This is a genomic window from Acidovorax sp. FW305-C-20-28 (genome assembly GCF_058783375.1).
In genome coordinates this window covers 39,336-64,516 of sequence record NZ_JBYSYM010000034.1, presented here as the reverse complement: position 1 = coordinate 64,516, position 25,181 = coordinate 39,336, and the positions used below count along the sequence as shown (strand labels likewise).

At 67.4% G+C, this 25,181-nt stretch carries 20 protein-coding genes; 15 read left to right on the top strand and 5 right to left on the bottom strand.

Features of this window, described 5'->3' with window-relative positions; genetic code table 11:
* Positions 1-88 precede the first annotated feature (88 nt).
* Positions 89-1,063: a TRAP transporter substrate-binding protein gene (locus AC3WOH_RS28805; protein WP_492232727.1), complete on the bottom strand. Its 975-nt coding sequence runs from the start codon at positions 1,061-1,063 to the stop codon at positions 89-91.
* 424 nt (positions 1,064-1,487) lie between these two features.
* Between AC3WOH_RS28805 and AC3WOH_RS28800 the strand changes: the two genes are divergently transcribed.
* The 11 genes from AC3WOH_RS28800 to AC3WOH_RS28750 all read left to right on the top strand — a co-directional run bounded on the left by AC3WOH_RS28800 (position 1,488) and on the right by AC3WOH_RS28750 (position 15,399).
* On the top strand, positions 1,488-1,946 hold the full coding sequence (locus AC3WOH_RS28800) for an Lrp/AsnC family transcriptional regulator (protein WP_409959548.1): 459 nt from the start codon (positions 1,488-1,490) through the stop codon (positions 1,944-1,946).
* A gap of 63 nt (positions 1,947-2,009) precedes the next feature.
* A complete protein-coding gene (locus tag AC3WOH_RS28795) occupies positions 2,010-2,930 on the top strand; it encodes a LysR family transcriptional regulator (protein ID WP_492232726.1) in 921 nt (306 codons plus the stop codon).
* Between the two features lie 480 nt (positions 2,931-3,410).
* On the top strand, positions 3,411-4,169 hold the full coding sequence (locus AC3WOH_RS28790; RefSeq protein ID WP_492232739.1) for a putative hydro-lyase: 759 nt from the start codon (positions 3,411-3,413) through the stop codon (positions 4,167-4,169).
* 16 nt (positions 4,170-4,185) lie between these two features.
* Positions 4,186-5,154 carry a TRAP transporter substrate-binding protein gene (locus tag AC3WOH_RS28785; RefSeq protein WP_492232725.1) on the top strand — a complete coding sequence of 323 codons (969 nt, stop codon included), beginning with the start codon at positions 4,186-4,188 and terminating at the stop codon, positions 5,152-5,154.
* Positions 5,155-5,236: 82 nt separating this feature from the next.
* Complete coding sequence (locus AC3WOH_RS28780; RefSeq protein ID WP_492232738.1) at positions 5,237-5,770, top strand: TRAP transporter small permease subunit; 534 nt, start codon at positions 5,237-5,239, stop codon at positions 5,768-5,770.
* Positions 5,771-5,781: 11 nt separating this feature from the next.
* Positions 5,782-7,092, top strand: a complete 1,311-nt coding sequence (locus AC3WOH_RS28775) for a TRAP transporter large permease (RefSeq protein WP_492232724.1) — start codon at positions 5,782-5,784, stop codon at positions 7,090-7,092.
* A gap of 72 nt (positions 7,093-7,164) precedes the next feature.
* Complete coding sequence (locus tag AC3WOH_RS28770; RefSeq protein ID WP_492232723.1) at positions 7,165-8,130, top strand: TRAP transporter substrate-binding protein; 966 nt, start codon at positions 7,165-7,167, stop codon at positions 8,128-8,130.
* A gap of 35 nt (positions 8,131-8,165) precedes the next feature.
* Positions 8,166-8,714, top strand: a complete 549-nt coding sequence (locus AC3WOH_RS28765) for a hypothetical protein (RefSeq protein ID WP_492232721.1) — start codon at positions 8,166-8,168, stop codon at positions 8,712-8,714.
* 40 nt (positions 8,715-8,754) lie between these two features.
* Positions 8,755-12,414 (top strand): hydantoinase B/oxoprolinase family protein, encoded by a 3,660-nt coding sequence (locus tag AC3WOH_RS28760; RefSeq protein WP_492232720.1) that lies wholly within the window; start codon positions 8,755-8,757, stop codon positions 12,412-12,414.
* Between the two features lie 111 nt (positions 12,415-12,525).
* Positions 12,526-14,190: a methyl-accepting chemotaxis protein gene (locus AC3WOH_RS28755; RefSeq protein ID WP_492232719.1), complete on the top strand. Its 1,665-nt coding sequence runs from the start codon at positions 12,526-12,528 to the stop codon at positions 14,188-14,190.
* 90 nt (positions 14,191-14,280) lie between these two features.
* Positions 14,281-15,399 carry an AIR synthase-related protein gene (locus AC3WOH_RS28750; protein ID WP_492232718.1) on the top strand — a complete coding sequence of 373 codons (1,119 nt, stop codon included), beginning with the start codon at positions 14,281-14,283 and terminating at the stop codon, positions 15,397-15,399.
* Between the two features lie 60 nt (positions 15,400-15,459).
* On the opposite strand, the gene AC3WOH_RS28745 is transcribed toward AC3WOH_RS28750, so the two are convergent.
* On the bottom strand, positions 15,460-17,166 hold the full coding sequence (locus tag AC3WOH_RS28745; protein ID WP_492232717.1) for an electron transfer flavoprotein-ubiquinone oxidoreductase: 1,707 nt from the start codon (positions 17,164-17,166) through the stop codon (positions 15,460-15,462).
* Between the two features lie 140 nt (positions 17,167-17,306).
* Here AC3WOH_RS28745 and AC3WOH_RS28740 point away from each other — a divergent pair, with 140 nt between their 5' ends.
* The 4 genes from AC3WOH_RS28740 (at position 17,307) to AC3WOH_RS28725 (ending at position 22,947) form a co-directional block, all read left to right on the top strand.
* Positions 17,307-18,089, top strand: a complete 783-nt coding sequence (locus AC3WOH_RS28740) for an SDR family oxidoreductase (RefSeq protein ID WP_492232716.1) — start codon at positions 17,307-17,309, stop codon at positions 18,087-18,089.
* A gap of 18 nt (positions 18,090-18,107) precedes the next feature.
* Entirely contained in the window at positions 18,108-19,004 is an 897-nt protein-coding gene (locus AC3WOH_RS28735) for a DMT family transporter (protein WP_492232715.1), read from the top strand.
* Positions 19,001-19,423 (top strand): acyl-CoA thioesterase, encoded by a 423-nt coding sequence (locus tag AC3WOH_RS28730; protein ID WP_492232714.1) that lies wholly within the window; start codon positions 19,001-19,003, stop codon positions 19,421-19,423. Before AC3WOH_RS28735 ends, AC3WOH_RS28730 begins: the two co-directional genes overlap by 4 nt.
* Before the next feature lie 431 nt (positions 19,424-19,854).
* Positions 19,855-22,947 (top strand): bifunctional diguanylate cyclase/phosphodiesterase, encoded by a 3,093-nt coding sequence (locus AC3WOH_RS28725; protein WP_492232713.1) that lies wholly within the window; start codon positions 19,855-19,857, stop codon positions 22,945-22,947.
* Between the two features lie 2 nt (positions 22,948-22,949).
* On the opposite strand, the gene AC3WOH_RS28720 is transcribed toward AC3WOH_RS28725, so the two are convergent.
* Genes AC3WOH_RS28720 through AC3WOH_RS28710 form a run of 3 tightly spaced genes read right to left on the bottom strand, consistent with a single transcriptional unit; the run spans position 22,950 to position 25,087 of the window.
* Entirely contained in the window at positions 22,950-23,678 is a 729-nt protein-coding gene (locus AC3WOH_RS28720) for a hypothetical protein (RefSeq protein ID WP_492232712.1), read from the bottom strand.
* Positions 23,679-23,685: 7 nt separating this feature from the next.
* Positions 23,686-24,267, bottom strand: coding sequence for a peroxidase-related enzyme (locus tag AC3WOH_RS28715; protein ID WP_492232711.1), 582 nt, complete (start codon positions 24,265-24,267; stop codon positions 23,686-23,688).
* A gap of 31 nt (positions 24,268-24,298) precedes the next feature.
* Positions 24,299-25,087 (bottom strand): IclR family transcriptional regulator, encoded by a 789-nt coding sequence (locus AC3WOH_RS28710; RefSeq protein ID WP_492232710.1) that lies wholly within the window; start codon positions 25,085-25,087, stop codon positions 24,299-24,301.
* Positions 25,088-25,181: the final 94 nt, after the last annotated feature.

The following is a 25,181-nucleotide window of genomic DNA, read 5'->3' as shown; positions in this document are numbered from 1 at the left end:
ACGGTCTTGGGCAAAAGGCGTGCAGGTCAAAGCAAAAGCGCCCGGCGCATGGTTGCGGCCGGGCGCGGTACGAAGCGCAGGCTCTGCCTCAGCGAACGTCCTGGATCTTCTTGATGTTGTCGGCGCCGAATTCCTTGGCGTAGCCGACGTAGGCGGGCTTGAGCGCTTCGCGGAAGGCGGCACCGTCCACCGTCTTGGTGACCTTCATGCCCTGCTGCTCGAGCAGCGCGATGCCGTTGTTCTCGTCGTCGTTGACCTTCTTGCGCTGGGCCACCGAGGCGCTCTTGGCGGCGTCGGTGAAGACCTTCTTGTCCGCGTCATTGAGCTTGTTCCACACCTTGGGCGAGAGCAGCAAGAGCGCCGGCGAGTACACATGGCCGGTCAGCGACAGGTGCTTTTGCACCTGCGAGAACTTGGCCGACAGGATCACGGGGATGGGGTTCTCCTGGCCGTCCACCGTGCCCTGCTGCATGGCGCCGAACAGTTCGGGGAAGGCCATGGGCGTGGGCAGGATGCCGAAGGTGCGGTAGCCGTCCATGTGCACCTTGTTCTCCATGGTGCGCATCTTCAGGCCCTTGGCATCGTCGGGCTTGACGATGTCGCGCTTGCTGTTGGTCATGTGGCGGAAGCCGTTTTCCGTCCAGGCCAGCGCGATGATGCCCTTGCTCGGGAACTTGGTCAGGATGTCCTGGCCGATGGGGCCGTCCATCACCTTGCGGGCGTGGTCGTAGTCGCGGAACAGGAAGGGAATGTCCACGATCTTCACTTCGGGCACGAAGTTGCCCACGGGGCCGGTGGAGGTGTTCACCAGGTCCTGCGTGCCCAGTTGGATGGCCTCGATCTGCTCGCGCTCGCCGCCCAGGGCGGAGTTGGGGAAGTACTGGCACTTGTAGCGCCCCTGCGTGCCCTTCTCGACCTCATCGCAGAAGACCTTGGAGCCCACGCCGTAGTGCGAGTCGGGTGCCGTGGCATAGCCGATCTTGAGGGTGGTGGTCTGTGCGCCGGCGCTGGCCACGAGGCCGAAGGCGAGGCCCAGGCCCGCGGCGAGGGAAGTCAATTGCATGGTGTCTCCTGTAGGTATGTTTCTGGCCGGCCCCGCCGTGCGCACCCCAGGATAAGGGGCAATGCGCGGCATGGTTTGCGGCCTTGAAAATTATGGCGCTGCAACATGGAACCGGGCATTCGGGTTTGTGCTGGTAAGCGTGCATACGAACGGCCCCCGGTCGCCTGTGCGACAAGCCGTGGCGGAGTTCATCGAAGCAGAGAGGGGGGGGGTGGAGGCCATGCTGCTCCGGTGCGTCTTGCCAAGCGCCCCGGTCTGGCGGTAACCAGTCCGGGGCCCTGTCGTTTCGTGCGTTCCGGTAAGAGCGCCTCGATGGATGAATTGTGCGCCGCCTTGCGCAGCAGTTCTTTCCATGTTTTGCGAGAAATCATTGTTTTGCAGAAAAATTTGCTGCAAATAGCGGTTTGGTTGAATAATTGGCCGAATGGACCGCCTCGACAGAAAAATTCTCGCCGTGCTGCAGAACGATGCGCGCGCCAGCCTGCAGGAGATTGGCCAGGCCGTGGGCCTGAGCCCGTCGCCCTGCTGGGGCCGCATCAAGAAGATGGAGGAGGCCGGCGTCATCCAGGGCTACACCGTGCGCCTGAACCCGCAGGCGCTGGGCCTGTCGGACACGGTGCTGGTGCAGGTCACGCTCGACAGCCATTCGGACAACACGCTCGAAAAATTCGGCGAGACGCTGGCCAGCATCCCTGAGGTGATCGAGGCCCACCTGGTCTCGGGCGACTACGACTACCTGCTGCGCGTGGTGGTCAAGGACACGCGCGACTACGAGCGCCTGCTGCGCGAGAAGCTCTACAAGATCAAGGGCATACGCCACAGCCGTTCGAGCTTCGTGCTGCGCACCTTGAAGAAGGCCGACATGCCCTTGTTCGCGGAGTAGCCCGCTGCTCTGTTGTCGATGGGTGGGCGCACAATCCTGGCGCCGCCTACCCATCCAAGCACCATGAACCTGCGTTTCGTCGAAGCCTTCTACTGGGTTGCCTCCCTGCGCAGCGTGACGCGCGCGGCCGAGAAGCTGTTCCTCACCCAGTCCGCCATGTCCAGCCGCGTGGCGGCACTGGAGGAGGAGTTGGGCGTGCTGCTGCTGGACCGCAGCGACAAGCGCTTCAAGCTCACGGTGGCGGGCACGCGCTTTCTCACCTACGCCAAGCGCATGCTGGAGCTGCAGCGCCAGCTCAAGGCCGAAATGGGCTCGGGCGGGCCCATGGAAGTGTCCATCCGGCTGGGGGCCATCGAGTCGGTGCTGCACTCCTGGCTGATCCCCTGGATCGAGCAGCTGCGCAAGGACAACCCGCTGCTGGAGCTGGAGCTCACGGTGGAGACCACCCCCGTGCTGCTAGACCAGATCCGCCGCGGCGCGCTGGACACGGTGTTCGCCGCGCTGCCAGCGTCGGCCGAGGGCATCCGCACACAAGCGCTCACGCCCATGGAGATGGTCTTCGTGGGCAATACCAAGCTGCACCGCAAGCGGCGCTATGCGCTCGCGGACTTTGCCGAGACCGACATCCTCACCTTCCAGCGCGGCTCGCAGCCCCATGTGACCTTGCTCGACGTGCTGCGCCAGGCCCAGGTGGAGCCGCGCTGCGTGCACACCATTTCTTCCATCTCGGCCATGGTGCAGCTGGTGCAGGGCGGCTTTGGCGTGGCCACGCTGCCGCGCCAAGCCGTGCAGCGGCTGCTGGCATTCCCCGACCTGCGCCCGCTGGCCTGCGAGGCCGAACTGCGGCCGCTGCCCATCCACCTGAGCTACCGCGAAGACCCGGCCTCTCCAGCGGTGGACGGCGTCGTGCGCTCGGCCCTGGCCTTTGTCGAACTGCAGGCCGAAGTCGGCAAGGGCCGCGCCAAAAACCTGAAGGCAGGCTGACAGCAGAGGCCGCGGACACCGGCATCACGGCGCATCCAGGCGCCACGGCTGCATTTTTCCTGCTTCTGCGGTGCCAGCCCAGGCACCGTGCAGGCCCGCGCTCCGGGGCCATGCATGCTGTTGGTGCAGTCCCGCCGTGCCGGGCGCACGCCTGCCTTCGCCAGGGCGGTGCGGGCGATGGCATTTGCGGCACCGCCGGGGTGCCGCAGCTCCCGACAGGGGTGCAATGGCCGTATCTCCGGCATCCTAGGGTTTTCACTTAGCACCAAGTTGGGTGAGTTGTGCTCCAGGGTAGTGCATCGAAAAAATCGATGAACTGATAGAAATTTTTTGAATTTGCCAGCCCCGGTGGCACGCCAACACAATCCACCCCATCGTCATGCATTTGACATTTCGCAACGCAAGGAACCCATGGTGGACTCCACACACAACAACACACCCCAGGTCTTTGGCCCGCAAGGCAGCGACAACCCCCGGCACGTGCGCAGCGTGATCCGCCAGGGTCTGTGGACTTCGCACACCAGCGGACTGGCCGATGGCCATGTGCAGGGCAACCTGGTCATCCTGCCCGAGGTGCAGGCCGGCGACTTCCTGCGCTTTTGCCAGCGCAACCCCAAGCCCTGCCCGGTGCTGGCGGTGAGCGAGCCCGGCCAGTTCTCGCTGCCCAGCCTGGGCGAGGGCATCGACATCCGCAGCGATGTGCCGCTGTACCGCGTGTGGCGCCACGGCGAGCTGGCCGAGGAGGTGACGGACATCTCGGCCTTCTGGCGGCCGGACCTCGTGACCTTCATCCTGGGCTGCTCGTTCTCGTTCGAGTCGGCGCTGATCGAGGCCGGCATCCCGCTGCGCCACATCGACGAGGGCAAGAACGTGGCCATGTTCCGCACCAATGTAGCCACCGAGCCGGCCGGCCCCTTCGGTGGCGCCATGGTCGTGACCATGCGCCCCATGAAGGCGGCCGACGTGATCCGTGCCGTGCAGGTGACCTCGCGCTTCCCCAATGTGCACGGCGCGCCGGTGCACATCGGCGACCCGTCGCTGATCGGCATCGCCGACCTCGCCAAGCCCGACTACGGCGATGCCGTGGCGCTCATGCCCGATGAGATTCCCGTCTTCTGGGCCTGTGGTGTCACGCCCCAGTCCGCCATCCTGCACGCCCAGCCCGCGTTCTGCATCACCCACGCCCCGGGCTGCATGCTGATCTCCGACCTGCTCAACCACCAACTCGCCAGTTTTTAAAACCAGGAGCCTCCCCATGAAAACCATCGCTTTCAGTATGTGTGCCCTCGCGTTCGCCGGCATCGCCCAGGCCCAGGCCAAGTGGGACCTGCCCTCGGGCTACGCCACCAACACCTTCCAGGTGCAGAACCTGCAGCAGTTCGCCCAGGACGTGGACAAGGCCACGGGCGGCAAGCTCAAGATCACGGTGCACCCCAATGCCTCGCTGTTCAAGGCCAACGAGATCAAGCGCACGGTGCAGTCGGGCCAGGTGCCGGCGGGCGAGTTCATTCTTTCCGGTGCGGCCAATGAGTCGGCGGCCTACGGCCTCGACTCCATTCCCTTCCTGGCCACCAGCTATGCCGACGCCAAGCGCCTGGACCAGGTCTCGCGCCCCATGCTCACCAAGACCCTGGCCGCCCAGGGCATGAAGCTGCTGTACACCGTGGCCTGGCCTGCGCAGAGCCTGTACTCGACCAAGCCCGTCACGGCGCTCAAGGACTTGAAGAGCACCAAGATGCGCGCCTTCAACCCCGTGACCTCGGGCATCGCCGTCGCCGTGGGCGCGCAGCCCGTGACCATCCAGCTGGCCGAGCTGCCCGCCGCGCTCACCACCGGCACCGTGGACAACTTCCTCACCTCCAGCGCCAGCGGCGTGGAGAGCAAGCTCTATGAGAGCGTGAAGTACTTCTACGCAGTCTCGGCCTTCCTGCCGCGCAATGCGGTGGTGGTGAACCAGAAGACCTTCGACGCGCTGGACAAGCCCACGCAGGAGGCGGTGCTTGCGCAGGCCGCCGTGGCCGAGCGCCGCGGCTGGGCCCTGAGCGAGCAGAAGGACCAGGAATACCTCAAGGAGCTTGCGGCCAAGGGCATGCAGGTGGACACCGTGGCCGCCGGCCTCAAGGCCGAATTCAAGCCGATCGGCGAGCGCATGACGGCTGACTGGATCAAGGTGGCCGGTGACGAAGGCAAGGCCGTGATCGAAGCCTTCAACACCAAGAAGTGATGGAGCCACCATGTCTTCCCTGACCCAAACCTCCCCGGCCACCGCCGGTGTGCATGCAGGGGTGGCTGTGCCGCCGCACCTGCTGCGGCGGGTGCTGGATGCCAGCTACGACGTCGCCGGCACCATCGGCGCCTGGTGCATCGCCGGCATCTGCGTGCTCATGGTGGTGCAGTCCCTGGGGCGCCAGTTCGGCTTTCCCACCGGCGCCATCAACGACGTGGTGGCCTGGCTGTGCGCCGCTGCCGCCTTCCTGACCATGGCCCATGCCTTCAAGCACGGCGATTTCGTGCGCGTGACCCTGGTGCTCGAAAAGCTCTCGCCGGCCACGCGCCGCATCTTCGAGCTGGCCTGCCTGTCGGTGGCCGTGCTGGCCATCGGCTACCTCACCTGGTGGGCCTGCGCCTTCACCTACGAAAGCTGGAAATTCAACGAAGTGGCCCAGGGCCTGTGGGCCGTGCCGGTCTGGATTCCCCAACTGAGCTTCGCCATCGGCTCCATCCTGTTCCTCGTGGCGGTGGTCGATGAATGGTGGATCGTGGCGCGCGGCGGGGTTCCCACCTTCGTGCGCCTGGTGGAAGAGCGCCACGCCAAGGGCGACTTCTCGTCGGACCTGTAAGGAGCACCACCATGGACATTCTTTCCATCGGCGCCTTCCTGCTGGTGATCATGCTGCTCATGCTCTCCGGCGGTGTCTGGATCGCCATGACCCTGGCCATCTGCGGCTGGGTCGGCCAGGCCTTCTTCACCAACAGCCATGCCGGGCTGAACCTGTTCTCCGCCTTCTGGGAGAGCAATGCCAGCTGGGAACTCGCGGCCCTGCCGCTGTTCATCTGGATGGGCGAAATCCTGTTCCGCACCCGGCTCAGCGAGGACATGTTCAGCGGCCTGGCGCCCTGGCTGGGCAAGGTGCCCGGGCGGCTCTTCCACACCACCATTCTGGGCTGTGGCATCTTCGGCTCGGTCTCGGGCTCATCGGCGGCCACCTGTGCCACCATCGCCAAGGTCTCGCTGCCGGCACTCAAGAAGCGCGGCTACGACGAAGGCATCGCCATCGGTTCGCTGGCCACGGCCGGCACCCTCGGCATCCTGATCCCGCCGTCCATCACCATGGTGGTGTATGCGGTGGCGGCCGATGCTTCCATCATCCGCATCTTCCTGGCGGGCTTTCTGCCCGGCCTGCTGCTGATGTTGCTGTTCTCGGGCTACATCGCTTGGTGGTCGGTGCGCAACAAGGAGCGCATGCCCCCCGACGAGCCGGCGCTGACCTTCCGCGAAAAGCTGCACCTGTCGCGCAACCTGATTCCCTGCGCGCTGCTCATCGTGTTCATCTGCTGGTCCCTGGTGGCCGGCTGGGCCACGGCGACGGAATGCGCGGCCTATGGCGTGGTGGGGGCCCTGGCCCTGGCTGCCTGGTGCAAGGCGCTGACCTGGCAGAACTTCAAGGAAGGCCTGGCCGGCTCGGCCCGCACCAGCTGCATGATCATGTTCATCCTGGCGGGGGCCGCCTTCCTGACCAAGACCATGGCCTTCACGGGCATCCCGCGCGAGCTGGCCGCCTGGGTCGACTCCATGCACCTGTCGCCCTATGCGCTGATCGCCTGCTTGGTGGGCGTGTACCTGGTGCTGGGCACGGCACTCGACGGTATCAGCATGATCGTGCTCACCGCCGCCGTGGTGATGCCCATGATCGAGAAGGCCGGGTTCGATCTGATCTGGTTCGGCATCTTCGTGATCCTGCTGGTTGAGATCGCCGAGGTCACGCCGCCCGTGGGCTTCAACCTCTTCGTGCTGCAGAACATGACGGGCAAGGACAGCAACCTCATCGCCAAGGCCGCCATCCCGTTCTTCTTCTGCCTGGTGGTGTGCATCGGCCTGATCACGGTCTTCCCGCAGATCGTCACCATCGTCCCGGACCTCGTCATGGGCGCGTCCAAGTAGGCCCCTGGCCTGCCACTGTGTCCGCCGGCGCGCACTGCGCTGGCCCTTCTTCCCCCACCCCAGGAGCTTGCCATGAAACACATGGTCTGGTTGGCCGCGCTCGCCGTGGCCCCGATGGTGCACGCCCAGGCCCAGTGGAAACTGGCCACGGGCTACCGTGCGGAGACTTTCCACACGCGCAACCTGGTGCAGTTCGCCCAGGAGGTGGAGGCGGCCTCCGCCGGGGCCCTGAAGATCGAGGTGCACGCCAACAACAGCCTGGCCAAACTGGCGGAGATTCCCCAGGCGGTGCAGGCCGGCAAGGCCCAGGCGGGCGAGACCATCATGACCAGCCTGGTGGCGGACATGCCCATCGCCGGCGCCGATACCGTGCCCTTCGTGGTGCGCAGCTATGCCGACGCGCGGCGCATGTGGGGCCTGCAGCGCCCGCTGATCGAGGGCCATTTCGCCCGCAAGGGGCTCACGGTCCTGTACGCGGTGCCCTGGCCGCCGCAGGGCCTGTTCTCCACTGCGCCGGTGAAATCGTCCGCCGATTTCAAGGGCACGCGCATGCGCACCTACAACCCCGCCACGGTGCGCATCGCCGAGATGCTGGGGGCTGCGCCCGTGGATGTGCCCATGGTCGAGGTCAACAAGGCGCTGGCGGCAGGGCAGCTCGACTCCATGATCACCTCGGCCCTCACGGGGGTGGAGAACCAGGTCTGGGGCCAGATCCGCCAGTACTACGGCATCAATGCCTGGTTTCCCAAGAACATCGTGTTCGTGAACCAGCAGGCCTTCGATGCGCTGCCGGCGCCGGTGCGCCAGGCCGTCAGCAAGGCCGCGTCGGACGCCGAGGCTCGCGGCTGGACCCTGAGCGAGGCCATCGCCCAGGAGTCCGTGGGCGAGTTGCAGCGCAAGGGCATCAAGGTCGAGCGTGCGAGCGCCGAGCTCGATGCCGACCTCAAGCGCCTGGGCGAACGCTTTTCACGCGAGTGGGTGCGTTCCGTCGGCGGTGAGGCCAACCAGATCTTCATTCCCTACTACACGCAGCGTTGAATTGAATTCCTCCCATCCACTGCCGGAGAAGCACCATGCATACGCCCCAGGATTCCATCGAAACCTATCTGCGCGCCAAGGACGGCAACCGCCCGCACCTGATCGCCCAGGCCTTTGCCGGCGGCGCGCTGTTGCAGATGGAGCTGCGCCAGGGCGGCATGGTCTTCCCGCCCTCGGCCCAGGGGCGCGAGGCGATCGCCGAGACCCTGGTGCGCAATTTCAACCGCAGCTTCGAGAACGTCTACACCGTCTGCCTGGCCGATCCCCCCGGGCCGGACTGCGCGGACTTCCACTGCGACTGGCTCGTGGCCATGACCGAGAAGGACAGCCGGGCCGTGCGCGTGGGCTGCGGCCAGTACCACTGGCGCTTTGCGCCCGGCAACCGGCTGGCGCAGGAGCTGCGCATCGTGATCGAGGCCATGCAGACCCTGCCGCCGGCCGACATCCTGCCCGTGATGGCCTGGGCTACCGCGCTGGGCGGGCCCTGGTGCCCGCGTGCGCATGCCCTGGCCAGTGCGCCGCCCATTCCCGCCGTGCGCCAGCTCCTGCAGCGCCTGGCCCCGGCCTGCGCCGATGCCGCCTGAATCCAGCCCTTACCCGTTTATCTCTCCCATCGGAAACACCATGAACGCAATGACACCCCAAGTACACCTTCCCCGCTGGCAGTTCTGGATCGACCGCGGGGGCACCTTCACCGACATCGTCGGCAAGCGCCCCGACGGCACGCTGGTCACGCACAAGCTCTTGTCCGAGAACCCCGAGCAGTACAAGGATGCGGCCGTGGCCGGCATCCGCCACCTGCTGGGCCTGGCGCCCGGCGAGGCCGTGACGCCGGCCCTGGTGGAATGCGTGAAGATGGGCACCACGGTGGCCACCAATGCGCTGCTGGAGCGCAAGGGCGAGCCCACGCTGCTGGTCACCACGCGCGGCTTTCGCGATGCGCTGCGCATCGCCTACCAGAACCGGCCACGCCTGTTCGACCGCCACATCCTGCTGCCCGAGCTGCTCTATGCCGAAGTGGTCGAGGCGCGCGAACGCGTGGGTGCCCACGGCAACGTGATGCAGCCGCTCGACGAGGCCAGCCTGCGCGGCGACCTGCTGGCCGCCTGGGGCCGGGGCCTGCGCAGCGTGGCCATCGTCTTCATGCACGGCTACCGCCATACCGAGCATGAGCAGTTGGCGCGCCGCATGGCGAAGGAGGTGGGGTTCACGCAGATCAGCACTTCGCACGAGACCAGCCCCATGATGAAGTTCGTGAGCCGGGGCGATACCACGGTGGTGGATGCCTACCTCTCGCCCATCCTGCGCCGCTATGTGGAGCAGGTGGCCAGCGAGATGCCCGGCGTCAAGCTGTTCTTCATGCAGTCTTCGGGCGGGCTGACGGACGCGACCACCTTCCAGGGCAAGGACGCGATCCTGTCCGGCCCGGCCGGCGGCATCGTGGGCATGGCGCGCACGGCCGGCCTGGCCGGGCAGGAGCGCGTGATCGGCTTCGACATGGGCGGCACGTCCACCGACGTGAGCCACTACGCAGGCGAATTCGAGCGCGAGTTCGAGACCCATGTGGCGGGCGTGCGCATGCGGGCCCCGATGATGAGCATCCACACCGTGGCCGCGGGCGGCGGATCGGTGCTCAGCTACGACGGTGCGCGTTTCCGCGTGGGCCCCGAGAGTGCGGGCGCCAACCCCGGCCCCGTGAGCTACCGCCGCGGCGGCCCGCTGGCCGTGACCGATGCCAACGTCATGGTGGGCAAGGTGCAGCCCGCCTACTTCCCCAGCGTGTTCGGCCCCGCCGCCAACGAGACCCTGGACGCCCAGGCCGTGCGTGCACGCTTTGCCGAACTGGCCGTGCAGACGAAGCGCCAGCCCGAAGAGGTGGCCGAGGGTTTCATCCAGATCGCCGTGCAGCAGATGGCCAACGCCATCAAGAAGATCTCGGTGGCGCGCGGCTACGACGTGACGCGTTACACCCTGCAGTGCTTTGGCGGCGCGGGCGGCCAGCATGCCTGCCTGGTGGCCGATGCCTTGGGCATGACGCGCGTCTTCGTGCACCCGCTGGCGGGCGTGCTCAGCGCCTACGGCATGGGCCTGGCCGACCAGACCGTGATCCGCGAGCAGGCGGTGGAGTTGCCGCTGGCCGCGGCCTCGCTGCCGCTGATCGCCGAGCGCCTGGAGGTGCTGGGCGCAGCCGCCCAGGCCGAGCTGGAACGCCAGCAGGTCAGCAGCCACCCGGTGCAGGTGCGCCACAACGTGCATGTGCGCTACGAGGGCACCGACTCGGCCCTGGTGGTTCCGTTCGGCGATATCGCCACCGTGCAGGCCGGCTTCGAGGCGGCCTACCGCCAGCGCTTCGCCTTCCTGATGGTGGGCAAGGGCCTGGTGGTGGAGGCGGTGTCGGTCGAGGCCGTGATCCCCGGCGATGCGCCGGCCGAGCCGCGCCTGCCCCTGCACGCCGAGCGCGTGCACCCGCGCCGCGAAACGGTGCGCATGTACTCTGGCGGCCAGTGGCACGATGCCGCCCTGGTGGTGCGTGAGGACCTGCAGCCCGGCGATGCGATCCCCGGCCCGGCCATCATCGCCGAGAAGAACACCACCACGGTGGTGGAGCCCGGCTGGCTGGCCCGGCTCACGGACCTGGACCACCTTGTGCTCGACCGCGTGACCGCGCGCTCGGTGCAGTACGCCGCCGGCACCACGGTGGACCCGGTGCTGCTCGAGGTGTTCAACAACCTGTTCATGAACATCGCCGAGCAGATGGGCCTGCAGCTGCAGAACACGGCCTACTCGGTGAACATCAAGGAGCGGCTGGACTTCAGCTGCGCGCTGTTCGATGCCGAGGGCAACCTGATCGCCAATGCGCCCCACATGCCCGTGCACCTGGGCTCCATGGGCGAAAGCATCAAGACCGTGATCCGCGAGAACACGGGCCGCATGCAACCGGGCGATGTCTACATGCTCAACGATCCCTACCACGGCGGCACCCACCTGCCCGACGTCACGGTAATCACGCCGGTGTACGTGGGCGGTGGCAAGGAGCCGACCTTCTACGTCGGCTCGCGTGGCCACCATGCCGATATCGGCGGCACCACGCCGGGCTCCATGCCCCCGTTCTCCACGCGCATCGAGGAAGAGGGCGTGCAGATCAACAACGTGAAGCTGGTGGACCAGGGCGCTTTTCAGGAAGAGGCCGTGCGCCACCTGCTGGCCACGGGGGGCGGCACCACGCCATACCCCAGCCGCAACCCGCACCAGAACCTGGCCGACCTGCGTGCCCAGATCGCCGCCAACGAGAAAGGGGTGCAGGAGCTGTCGAAGATGGTGGCGCAGTTCGGCCTGGACGTCGTGCAGGCCTACATGCGCCATGTGCAGGACAACGCCGAGGAGTCGGTGCGCCGCGTGATCACGCACCTCAAGGACGGGCAGTTCACCCTGCCGCTGGACAACGGCGCGCAGATCAGCGTCTCGGTCAAGGTCAACGTCGCCGAGCGCAGTGCGGTGATCGACTTTGCCGGCACCAGCCCGCAGCAGGTCAACAACTTCAACGCCCCGCGCGCGGTGTGCATGGCGGCGGTGCTCTACGTCTTCCGCACGCTGGTGGACGACGACATCCCGCTCAACGCCGGGTGCCTCAAGCCCCTGCAGGTCCTCATCCCGCAGGGCTCCATGCTCAACCCCAACCCGCCGGCCTCGGTGGTGGCGGGCAATGTGGAGACCTCCACCTGCATCACCAATGCGCTGTTCGGCGCCCTGGGCGTCATGGCGGGCAGCCAGCCCACCATGAACAACTTCACCTTCGGCAATGCGCAGTACCAGTACTACGAGACCATCGCGGGCGGCAGTGGTGCAGGCGCGGTGCTCGATGCACAAGGACAGGTGGTGCGCGGCTTCGAAGGCACGAGCGTGGTGCAGACGCACATGACCAACTCGCGCCTCACGGACCCCGAGATCCTGGAGTTCCGCTTCCCCGTGGTGCTCGACAGCTATGAGATCCGCGCGGGCTCGGGCGGGCGGGGCCGTTGGGCGGGCGGCAATGGCGGCGTGCGCCGCGTGCGCTTTCTGGAGCAGATGACGGCGAGCATTCTGTCCAACGGCCGCGTCAAGCCGGCCTTCGGCATGGCGGGTGGACAGGCCGGTCTGACCGGGCTCAACCGTGTGCTGCGGGCCAATGGCCAGGTGGAGGACCTCGACCACATCGGCGCAGCGCTGATGGAGCCGGGTGATGTGTTCGAAATTTCCACGCCCGGGGGCGGGGGATTTGGCGAATGCATGGCCACCGCTGACTGATTGATGGAGCGCGGCCTGTGCCTCGTGGCACAGGGCTTGCATTGCCAGGGGATGCCGCCCCATCGCCCGATGGGGTGCCAGAGAGCGACACGCAACACCACGGAGAGAGCCATGAACTACCTTCCCGCCACGGCCGGCGCCACAAGCACCCACGCCGTCACGGCATCCCCTGCGGCTGCGCCTCGGGTGGCACCCCGGCCATCTGCTGCGCAGACCCCCCGTGCCCAGCGCACCCTGACCGTGGGCCAGAAGCTGGCCGCGGCTTTCGGCCTGCTGGGCGTGGCGGTGGCGCTGCTCGGCTCGACCACCTGGCTCACCGGCCAGGGCACCACACGCCAGGCCACGTTGCTCACGGCGGAGCAACTGCCCATCGAGCGCGCGGTGCGCGAGTTCAAGACGCAGTCCGTGCACATTGGCCAGATCGCGCTGCGCTCCACGAGTTCGCAGGACGTGTTCCCCCTGGTGGCCGAAATGCGCACGCAGCTCACTGCCGAGGAGACCATGCGCAAGCGCATCGACGAGGCGCTGGCGGCCTCGTCGTCGGCCGCCAGCGCCCTGCCGGCCTGGAAGCAGGCCCAGGCCCAGCGCCAGCAGTACGCCGCCCTGCGTGACATCCTGGTGCAGAACGCGCTCGAATCCAAGGTCATCAGCCAGAAGGAGTTGCAGGACCACGCGGCGGCCCTGGCCCAGTACCTCAAGGCCATCGACCAGTTGCTGGCCGAGTCCGAAAAGTCCTCGGTGGCGGCCGCGGAGGCGATGATCGCCGATGCCTCGCGTGCCCAGTGGGTCAGTGCGCTCGCTGTGGCCTTCGTGGTCGCGCTCTCGGCCTTGTTCGGCTGGTTGCTGCGCCGCTCCATCGTGCTGCCTTTGCGCCAGGCATCGGACGCGGCCGCCCTGGTGGCGCAGGGCGACCTCACGGTGCGCATGGCCACTGAGCGCACCGACGAGATCGGTGAGCTGCTCACCGCGCTCAACCAGATGGTCGAATCCCTGCACTACGTGGTGGCCGAGGTGCGCGATTCGGGCGAATCCATCCACGTGGCCAGTTCCGAGGTGGCGGCCGGCAACACGGACCTGAGCGCACGCACCGAGCACGCCGCCAGCAGCCTGCAGCAGACCGCCGCGAGCATCGCCCAACTGGCGCAGACCGTGGCCGCCAATGCCGACAGCACACGCCAGGCCAACACCCTGGCCCACAGCGCCGCCCAGGTGGCGAAGAGGGGTGGCGACGTGGTTGGCGAGGTGGTCAAGACCATGGACGAGATCAACGCCAGCAGCAGGAAGATCGCCGATATCGTGGGCATCATCGATGGCATCGCCTTCCAGACCAATATCCTGGCGCTCAATGCGGCGGTGGAGGCGGCGCGCGCCGGCGAGCAGGGCCGGGGCTTTGCTGTGGTGGCCAGCGAAGTGCGCAACCTCGCGGGCCGCAGCGCCAACGCCGCCCGGGAGATCAAGGCCCTGATCGCCACCAGCGTGGACCGGGTGAGCGACGGTGCGCGCCTGGTGGTCACTGCCGGATCCACCATGCAGGACATCGTCACCAGCGTGCAGCAGGTGACCACGCTGATGTCGGAGATCAACGCCGCCAGCAGCGAGCAGAGCAGCCAGATCGGCCAGGTCAGCCAGGCCGTGGACCAGCTCGACCACATGACGCAGCAGAACGCCGCGCTGGTGGAGGAGGGCGCCGCGGCGGCGCAGAGCCTCAAGGACCAGGCCAACCGGCTGGCGGGGGCGATGGGGCAGTTCCACCTGACCGTGGGCGGAACGGCATAGGGCCTGCTCGCGGGCTCACCGGGCCCTTGGATGGATCACCCAGGGGCTCTTGCGATAATAGCGGCCCTGATTCCGCCGAGAACGCCATCCATGACTGCTGCCCCCGCCTCCGCCCCCTTGACCTATGACCAGACGGGCGTCAACTACGAACTGATCGACCCCTTGAAGGTCGCGGCCCAGCGTGCAGCGGCCCAGACCGGGGCGCACATGTCCGGCCACGGCTTCAGCGAAGTGGCTGCTTCGCGTGGGGAGTCGGCCTATGTGGTCGACGTCGGCCCCATGTACCTGGCCAGCATCGTCGAATGCCTGGGCACCAAGGCCCTGCTGGCCGATGAGATGGCCCGGCTCACGGGCAAGAGCTACTACGATGGCATTGCCCAGGACACGATCGCCATGGCGGTCAACGACCTGATCACCGTGGGCGCGACCCCGCTGGTTGTGCAGGCCTACTGGGCCGCCGGCGGCTCCGACTGGTTTGGCGACGCCCAGCGTTCGCAAGCGCTCGTGGCCGGCTGGAAGCGTGCCTGCGACATCTGCAAGGTGGCCTGGGGCGGTGGCGAAACCCCGGCCCTGGCCGGGGTGGTGGCAGATGGCCGGGTGGACCTGGCGGCCTCGTGCACCGGCATCATCAGCCCCAAGGATCGGCTGTCGGTGGGCGACCAGTTGGGGGCCGGCGATGCCATCGTGCTGCTGGCTTCCAGCGGCATCCACGCCAACGGCGTGTCCCTGGCGCGCAAGCTGGCCGAGCGGCTGCCGCAGGGCTACCTCACGGACATCGGCAATGGCCAGACCTTCGGCGAAGCGTTGCTGGCGCCCACCGTGCTGTACTCGCCGGTGACCGAGGCCCTGGCGGCTCAGGGCATCCGCCCCCACTACTGTGCCAACATTACCGGCCACGGCTGGCGCAAGCTGCTGCGCCACCCCAAGCCGCTGACCTACCGCATTGCGCAGGTGCCGCCGGTGAGCCCGGTGCTGGCCTTCATGCAGAAGGAGTGCCAGCTCGACGACCACGAGGCCTATGGCACGCTCAACATGGGGGCGGGTTTCGCCCTGTTCGTGGCGGCCGCCGATGCGCCCCGGGTGGTCGAGGTGGCGCAAGGCCTCGGCATCCCGGCGCTGGTCGCAGGGCATGTGGAAGAGGGCCCCAAGCAGGTGCTGATCGAGCCGATCCAGGTCGTGTACGGCGCGGACGAGCTGCAGCTTCGCTGACCCCCGCATCCCTGAGACGCCAATGAAAAAGGGCCTGCATCGCAGGCCCTTTGTCTTGGATCACATGCCCGAGTAGTTCGGGCCGCCGCCGCCTTCGGGCGTCACCCAGACGATGTTCTGTGTCGGGTCCTTGATGTCGCAGGTCTTGCAGTGCACGCAGTTCTGCGCGTTGATCTGCAGGCGCTGGCTGTCGCCGCCCTTGGCCACGTCGGGCACGAACTCGTACACACCGGCCGGGCAGTAGCGCGCCTCGGGGCCGGCGTACTTGGCCAGGTTGATGTTCACCGGCACGCTCGCATCCTTGAGCGTCAGGTGGGCCGGCTGGTTCTCGGCGTGGTTGGTGTTGCTGATGAACACACTGGACAGGCGGTCGAAGGTCAGCTTGCCATCGGGCTTGGGGTAGATGATGGGCTTGCACTCGGAAGCGGGCTTCAAGTGCACGTGGTCGGGCTTGTCGCGGTGCAAGGTCCAGGGGATGTTGCCCTTGAGCACGAACTGCTCGATGCCGTTCATGATGGTGGCGGTGACCAGGCCCTTCTTGAACCAGTTCTTGAAGTTGCGGTCCTTGTTGAGCTCGGTGTGCAGCCAGCTCTTCTCGAAGGCCTCGGGGTAGGCGCTGAGCTCATCGTGCTGGCGCCCGGCCACCACGGCGTCGTAGGCGGCCTCGGCGGCCAGCATGCCGGACTTGATGGCGGCGTGGCTGCCCTTGATGCGCCCCACGTTGAGGTAGCCCGCGTCGCAGCCGATCAGCGCGCCGCCCGGGAAGATGGTCTTGGGCAGGCTCAGCAGGCCGCCGGCCGTGATGGCGCGCGCGCCGTAGCTGATGCGCTTGGCCGGCTTGATGCCCTTGGACTCGTCGCCCTCCAGGTACCAGCGGATGTTGGCATGGGTCTTCCAGCGCTGGAATTCCTCGAACGGGCTCAAGTAGGGGTTGGAATAGCCCAGGCCGGTGATGAAGCCCAGGGTCACCTTGTTGTCGTCCAGGTGGTACAGGAAGGCGCCACCGTAGGTGTCGTTCTCCATGGGCCAGCCGGCGGTGTGCATCACGAAGCCGGGCTGGTGGCGCTGCGGGTCGATCTCCCACAGCTCCTTGATGCCGATGGCGTAGCTTTGCGGGTCGGAATGCGCGTCGAGCTTGAAGCGCGAGATCAGCTGCTTGCCCAGGTGGCCGCGCGAGCCTTCGGCGAAGATGGTGTACTTGGCATGCAGTTCCATGCCCAGCTGGAAGTCGCCCGTGGGCTCGCCTTCCTTGCTGATGCCCATGTTGCCGGTGGCCACGCCCTTGACGGAGCCGTTCTCGTTGTAGAGCACTTCGGCGGCCGAAAAGCCGGGGAAGATCTCCACGCCCAGGGCTTCGGCCTGCTCGCCCAGCCACTTGACCACATTGCCCAGGCGCACCACGTAGTTGCCGTGGTTCTGGAAGTTGTGCGGCAGAAAGACGTTGGGCACGCGGAAGGACGACTTCTCGCCCAGGAAGATCATCGCGTCATCGGTCACGGGCTGGTTCAGCGGCGCGCCCTTGGCCTTCCAGTCGGGGATCAGCTCCGTGAGGGCCTTGGGGTCCATGATGGCGCCCGACAGGATGTGCGCGCCAGGCTCGGAGCCTTTTTCGAGCACCACGACCGAGATGTCCTGGCCTTTTTCTGCCGCCAATTGCTTGAGCCGGATCGCGGTGGCCATGCCGCCGGGGCCACCGCCCACGACGACCACGTCGTATTCCATTGCTTCACGGGGACCATACTGGGCGAGGATTTCTTCGTTCGTCATGGGTGTTTCGTCGGGCGTTTGATATCGTGTCAATTGTCGTCGGAGCGAGGCAAGGATTCTGTCTGCCTGGAGACTGATTGTATTGCCCTATTTTAAATAATCGAACGATCGTTCTTTTTTCTGCAGTGGAGGCTCTCTAAATGGCATACAGCATCGATCTTTCCGGCCGGGTGGCCTTCATCACCGGCGCCTCCAGCGGGCTGGGGGCGCAGTTCGCGCGCACGCTGGCGCGCGCCGGGGCCGGGGTGGTGCTGGCCAGCCGCCGCATCGAGAAGCTCAAGGAGCTGCGTGCCCGCATCGAAGGCGAGGGCGGCGACGCCCACGTGATCGAGCTCGATGTGACCGACCACGCTTCCATCAAGTCCGCCGTGGCCCATGCCGAGACCGAGATGGGCTCCATCGACATCCTGGTCAACAACTCGGGCGTGAGCACCACGCAGCGTCTGCAGGACGTGACGCCCGAGGACTACGACTTCATCTTCGACACCAACGTCAAGGGCGCCTTCTTCGTGGCCCAGGAGGTCGGCAAGCGCATGCTGGCCCGTTCGCGCGGCGCGGCGCCGGGCAGCTTCACGGGCGGGCGCATCATCAACATCGCCTCGATGGCCGGCCTCAAGGTGCTGCCCCAGATCGGCGCCTACTGCATGAGCAAGGCCGCCGTGGTGCAGATGACCAAGGCGATGGCCATGGAGTGGGGCAGGTTCGGCATCAACACCAATGCCATCTGCCCGGGCTACATCGACACCGAGATCAACCACCGCCACTGGCAGACCGAACAGGGCAAGAAGCTCATCGACATGCTGCCGCGCAAGCGCGTGGGCGCGCCCGAGAACCTGGACGCGCTGATCGTCATGCTGGCCAGCGACCAGAGCCATTTCATCAACGGTGCCGTGATCGCGGCGGACGATGGTTTTGCGGTCTGAGCGCCGGCTGACGCCCCGATGCTGACCGGCATTCTGGCCGGGCTCGCCGCGGGCGCGCTCTGGGGCCTGGTGTTCGTTGCGCCGCACATGGCGGGCGGATTCGCTTCGGTGGACCTGACTGCAGGCCGCTTCGTGGCCTATGGCGCCGTGGCCCTCTCCATGCTGCTGTGGGGGTTGCGCGGCGCTGCGCGCCGCCCCACCTGGGCCCAGGCCTGGGCCGCGCTGTGGCTCTCGGTGCTGGGCTTCACGGGCTACTACCTGCTGCTGGTCTGGGCCATCCGCGATGCCGGGGCCGAGATGCCGGCGCTGATCATCGGCACCATCCCGGTCTGGGTCATGCTGCTGGGCAAGCCGCAGGGCCTGCGCTGGGCGGCCCTGGTGCCAGGGCTGGTGCTCACGGTGGCCGGCCTGGTGCTGATGGCCCAGGCACCGCACGGCGATGGCGCCGCACCCGGTGCCGGCAGCTACTGGCGCGGCATTGCCATCGCCCTGGTGGCGCTGGTGTTCTGGACGGCGTTTGCCATCCTCAACTCGGCCTGGCTCAAGCGCCACCCCGAGGTGCGCGCCACCGATTGGGCCAACTGGCTGGGCGTGGCCACGGGCCTGGGCGGCCTGCTGCTGTGGCTGGCGGGCGGCACCAGCCTGCCCGCCCTGGCCGCACAGCCGGGGTTCGGCACCTTCGTGGCCGTGTGCCTGGCGCTCGGCTTCGGTGCGAGCTGGCTGGCCACCATCCTGTGGAACATCGCCAGCCAGCGCCTGTCCGCCAGCCTGTGCGGACAGCTCATCGTGAGCGAAACCCTGTTCGCGCTCGTCTATTCCTTCGCCTGGGATGGCCGCTGGCCCACCCCGGCGCAATGGGCTGCCGCCGTGTTGTTTACATTGGGCATCCTCGCTTCCATCAAGGCACACCGATGAAGATTGAAATCCCCGACAAGAAGAAGCTGGTGCACGAAATGCGCTTTCCCGTGCGCTGGGGCGACATGGACGCCATGGGCCACGTGAACAACACGGTGTACTTCCGCTACCTGGAGACGGCACGCATCGACTGGATGGTGTCGGTGGGCTGCAACCCCGATCCCTCGGGCCAGGGGCCGGTCATCGTCAATGCGTTCTGCAACTTCTACCAGCAACTCGAGTACCCGGCCGATGTGCTGCTCAAGTTCTACGTGAGCGACCCGGGGCGCACCACCTTCGAGACCTGGGGCACCATGGAGCGGGTGGACCAGCCGGGCGTCATCTGCGCAGCCGGAGGGGCCACCACGATCTGGGTCGATTTCCCCCAGAAGAAGGCCGTGGCCCTGCCGGAGTGGATGCTGGCCATCGTTTCGGGCTGAGGCCCGCACTTCAGTTGTCCATGGCGCCGTACGCCATCCCCATCGCATGCAACTGGCGCGGCCCGAGCCAGTGCTCCCGTGCAAGGGCCGCCAAGCCGCGTAGGCGGCGCTTCGCTTGCGTGCACTGGGAGCGTCCCCCTCCCGCATTGCGCAGCAATGCGAGAGAGGGGCTGAGGGCCGCGGCTCCAAGCCTACCTGCGCAGGCTTGGACGTGCCCGAAGAGCCACTGCCTCTGGCAGTGGCACCGAGGCGCGAAGCGACTCAGGGGGGGCTTCACTCCAGGGGTCTTGCCGTTGACACCCCGGTGCGAATCCGACTAAATGGACCTGGCAGGCACAGTGCGCGCGGCCAACGAAGCCGCGCGCGATCAGAACATGCGCGGCGGGTGAATCCCTGGCCCATCTGCCGCGCTGCAACAGGGGGTGTTGGCCATGGCAACTGACAAAGCTTCCTTGTCCGGCGGGGCGCTGGCGGGTGCACCAGACACCGCGCCGGCGCCGTGGCGGGCCCGCTGGCTGGTGCCCCTGGTCTTTGCCGCCTTTGTCGCGGGCGTCATCGCGCTCGGGCTGGCGCTGCACCTGCAGGCCAAGCGGTCTGCCGAGCAGTCTGCGTGGGAGTCCCTGCGCGTGACGTCCGAGCTCTCGGCCCACTCGCTCGATACCTGGCTGGCCGAGCGCAGCGCCGACGCGGATGCCATCGGCACCAGCGCCCTGCTGGTACAGGCGCTCGGGCACTGGCGGCATGCCGGGGCGGGGCATGCGGATGCCGAGGCCCTGCTGCTCAGGCATGTCGAACGCATGCAGCACCTCTATGCCTACCGGACGGTGGCCATCATCGACCGCCAGTCCGGGGCGGTCGCCTTCAGCAGCGGGGCCGCTCTCGATGCCGGGCAGACCGGACTGCTGGCGCGCACGGATGCGGGCAGCCGGGCGCAGTGGATCGAACTGGGCGAGGGCAGCGACACCGGCCTGCGCCTGGGCCTGGTGCGCAACATCACCGATGGCGTCCAGCAGACCGGCCTTGCGCTGTACCTGGAGATGGATCCCCGATGGCTGGTGGATTCGCTGACCAAGGCCCGCCCTGCGAACTGGGGGGGCGAGACCCTCCTGGTGCGCCGCGGTGCGCAGGGCCTGCAGTTTCTGTCCCCGGCAAGCGGCGCGCGGCCCCTGGCCGCACGCCCGCGCCAGGCCCGGGAGTCCGTCGAAAGCCTGCTCACCGCTGCCGGTGCGCCTTCTCAGGCGCAGGGGCCCAACCGGGACGGGGCCCTGGTGCTGGCCCGGCGCGAAGCGATTCTGCTGCCCGGATGGACGGTGGTGAGCCAGATGCCCGAGAAGGCGGTCTACGCGGCCATCGAGGACCGCACCCATGTGTTGGTCGCGGGGGTCCTTGCACTGTTGCTGCTGGGCTCGCTGCTCTATGCGACGTGGCGGCGCGGCGACCACCACCGCCATGCGGCCCGGGAGGCGGGGCTGCGCCGGCACTACGAGCACATGCTGCGCGGCTCGGCCGACATCTTTCTGCTGACCGACCATGAGGGCACCATCCTGGACGTGAGCCAGGCGGCGGCCGACGTGTACGGCTACCCGCGCGAGCAGCTCATCGGCATGGGCGCGCAGCGCATGCGGCCACCGGCCCATGCGGCGGAGCAGGCGGCGCTGCTGGACGCCATGGAGCCGGGGGAGTCCAAGCACATCCGCATCCCGCGGCTGCGGGCCGATGGCAGCACCTTTCTGCTCGAAGGCAGCGTGGGTTGTTTCGAGTCGGACGGCAAGCGCTATTTCGTGGGCATAGGCCGCGACGTCACGCGCCAGGCCCAGGTGGACATGCAGCTGCGCGTGGCCGCGAGCTTCTTCGAGCGCTCGGCCGCGGCCATCGTGGTCGGCGACCGCGACAAGCGCATCGTCTCCATCAACCCCCATCTGACGAAGATCACCGGCTACACGCTCGCCGACCTGCAGGGCCAGCCCACCGTGGTGCTCAATGCGGGCCTGGACCCCGTCGTGGTCGAGCGCGCGCGTGCCATCCTCCAGACAGAAGACTTCTGGGAGGGGGAGGTGCACATCCGCCGCAAGGACGGCACGGTGTTCCCGGCCCGCCTGCTCGTCTGCGCGCACCGCGGCGCCGATGGCCAGGTGGAGCAGCATGTGGACTTCTTCACCGACCTGACCCGCCTCAAGCAGGCCGAGAGCCAGGCCGAGTACCTGGCCATCCATGACCCGGTCACCGGGCTGCCCAACCGGGCCCGGCTGGAGCAGGACCTGCCGCAGTACCTTGCGGCGGTGCAGGCCCAGGCTGCGCCGGGGCACCACAGCCTGTCGTTGGCCCTGGTCAACCTGGACCGCTTCAAGGGCATCAACGAATCGTTCGGCTATGCGCAGGGGGATGCGCTGCTGGTCCAGGTGGCCGAGCGGCTGCAGGGGCTGTGTTCCGACCTCAAGGGCCTGTACCGCTATGGCGGCGATGAATTCATGCTCGTGCTCGCAGGCAACCCCGTCACCCATGCCCTGCTGATCAGCCAGGTGCGTGCGCTGCTGGCCCCGCCCATCCGCCTGGGGCCTCAGGAGCACCCGGTGTCGCCCACGGCCAGCATCGGCATCGCGAGCTACCCCGAGCATGCGCAGAATGCCGAGGACCTGCTGCACAACGTCGAAGCCGCGATGCGCATCGCCAAGGCGCACGGGCGCAACACCTGGCGCCTGTATGCGCCCGAGATGAACGCCTCGGCCTACGATGACATGCTGCTGGCCGTGGACCTGCGCCAGGCCATCGACGTCGGCGAGCTCGAGCTGCACCTGCAGCCCCAGTTCACCCTGGCACAGGGCCTGCCCGTGGGCATGGAGGCCCTGCTGCGCTGGACGCACCGCACACGCGGACCGGTGTCCCCGGCGCGCTTCATCCCCATTGCCGAATCCTCGGGCATGATCGCGGAGATCGGCAACTGGGTGCTGCGCGAGGCGGCACGCATCTGGTCGCGCTGGCGCAGCGAGGGCCTGGTGCCCCTGCCCATCGCCGTGAACCTCTCGGCCGTGCAGTTCCAGGCACCCGACTTTTTGCACGAGGTGGGCCGTGTCCTGTCCGAGTTCGACCTGCCCGCCGGCGCGCTGGAGATGGAGCTGACCGAAGGCACGCTGATGGCCAACACGGATGCTGCCGTGGAGACCTTGCACCAACTGGTGGGCAAGGGCATCCAGATCGCCATCGATGACTTCGGCACGGGCTACTCCAGCCTGAGCTACCTGCGCCGTTTTCCGGTGAGCAAGCTCAAGATCGACCGCTCCTTCGTGCTGGACCTGGGCAAACACGGGAACGAGGGGGCAGAGGCCATCGCCTCGGCTGTCATCGCCATGGCCAAGAGCCTCAAACTGCGAGTGATCGCCGAAGGCGTGGAGACGGCCGAGCAGCGCGACTTCCTCAAGGACCATGGCTGCGACGAGGTGCAGGGTTACCTGTATGCCCGGCCGATGTCCGTGGCGGCCGCGACGGCGCTGATCGCTGCCACCCAGCCGCAGGATGACATGGCCTGAAATCAGCCTGGCGGCAATGCGATGCAGCGGCCCTGCGCGCCCTCGGGTCCCGTGCTGACGCCGAGCAGCAGCACCCGCTGCCACTCCGGCAGGTAGCGGATGGCCGTCTGCGGTGCGCTGTAGGCGGTGGAGTCCTGCAGTGCCTCGTCCATGCGCCATTGGCGGCCGGAGGGCAGGTGCTCGATGGTCAGCGTGCGCACACCGGTGTGGAAGGTCGTGGTGATCTTTCCTTCGTTGCCGAAGAAGCCGCCACCGGAGCGTGCCGTGCGCCGTGTGCCCTGGAAGGCGGTGCCGATGCGCAGCCGCTGGTCACGGCTGGTGCAAGTGCCTTCAAAAGCGGCGGCGCATGCCATGGGCAAGGGGTTCTGCTGCACCGTGACGACCTGAACGGAAGCTTGCTTGACCTCGTCGAGCGCCACCGGAACCAGGCTGGCGCAGTCGGCATCGGGCACCACGCGCCAGGCCGCGGCGCCGGGCAGGTCGGCAATGCCGTAGCGTGGCACGCCCAGGCCTGCGGCCAGGTAGTACACAGGCCCGACTCCGTCTTCCCGGCGCAGCAGCAGGGGCGGCATGGTGCTCGACAGGGGCGAGAGCGTGCCGCCTGGCACCTGCACCGGCAGGGGATGTACGTCCAGCGTGCCGCTGCCCGGTGCAAAGTCGCTGGCGGCGGCGCAGGCCATGAAGGCGCTGGCTACGTACAGCCCGACAGCCAGGAGGCACGACGGCTGCATGGGTGCCTCAGGCGGCCGGTTTGGCCTTGGGCACGCGGCCCATGAGGTAGAACTCCGGGTTGGGCTGCATGCCGGCAAAGCTGGCCATGCGGTTGCTCAGCCCGAAGAAGGCGGTGATGGCCGCGATGTCCCAGATGTCCTCGTCATCGAAGCCGTGCGCGTGCAGGGCGGTGAAGTCGGCGTCCTCGATCTCGTGGGAGCGCTCGCAGACCTTCATGGCAAAGTCGAGCATGGCGCGCTGGCGCGGGCTGATCTCGGCCTTGCGGTAGTTCACGGCCACCTGGTCGGCCACCAATGACTTCTTCTCGTAGATGCGCAGGATCGCGCCGTGCGCCACCACGCAGTACAGGCACTGGTTGGCCGCGCTGGTGGTAGTCACGATCATCTCGCGCTCGCCCTTGGTCAGGCTGCCTTCCTCCTTGAGCATCAGCGCATCGTGGTAGGCGAAGAAGGCGCGCCACTCGGCCGGGCGGCGCGCAAAGGCCAAGAACACATTGGGCACGAAGCCGGCTTTTTCCTGCACTTCGAGGATGCGGGTGCGGATGTCCTCGGGCAGGCTGTCGAGCGAGGGGAAGGGGTAGCGGGTCACGTCGGTCTCCTTGGGTTTTCTCTCGTCAGTATCAGGGATGCCAGTGCGTGGCGCGGACGGGGCTGTGCGAAGGCGCCGCCGTGTTGCCCGCGAGCGCATACGACAGCTGCGTGGCGGCGGCCATCACGGTCTGCGCGAGGGCTTCGAGTTTTTCTGCTGGCAGGCGCGAGGCCGGGCCCGAGATGCAGACCGAGCCCATGAGCCGCCAGTGCATGCCGAACACCGGGGCCGACACGGTGGCCACGCCCTGTTCGCGCTCGCCGATGGACCAGTGGTAGCCTTTCTGGCGGATCTCCTCGTAGGCCTTGCCCGGCTCGCCCGAGAAGGCCAGGATCACGCGGCCCGGCGAGCCCTTGTCCAGCGGCAGGCCCTCGCCCATGCGCGCATGGTGGCGCAGCGCCTGCGGTCCTTCCACGCGCACGAGGCAGGTGCGCACTTGGCCTTCGCGCACATAGAAGGCGGCGCTTTCGCCCGTGGCATGGGTGAGCTCGCGCAGTGCGGGTTCCAGCACGTTCTGCACGTCGAAGCCCGCCTGGTAGCGCGCGCCCAGCCAGCCCGCGGCCGGGCCCAGGCGCCACTCACCGTCCTCGCGCTGCACCATGAAGCCCGATTGCGCCAGCGTGCGCGCCAGACGCAGCACCGTGGTCTTGTGCAGGCCGCAGCGCCGGCTCAATTCCGCCAGGGGCAGACTGGACTCGCCCAGGGCGAATGCTTCCAGCACCTGCAGGGCCCGGGTGACAGCGATGACGCCGCCGCTGGCCTCGCTGGCCGTGTCGGGTGCCGGTGGTGCAAGAGGGCGGGTTGGGGAAGGGTTGCTCATGGCGCAATGTGTTTCATGGAATGAAACTGCATTGTATGGGTTGAAACGTCTGCGTAAAGTCGCACCCACGGCGCCGGGCCATGCAGGCCGGCGT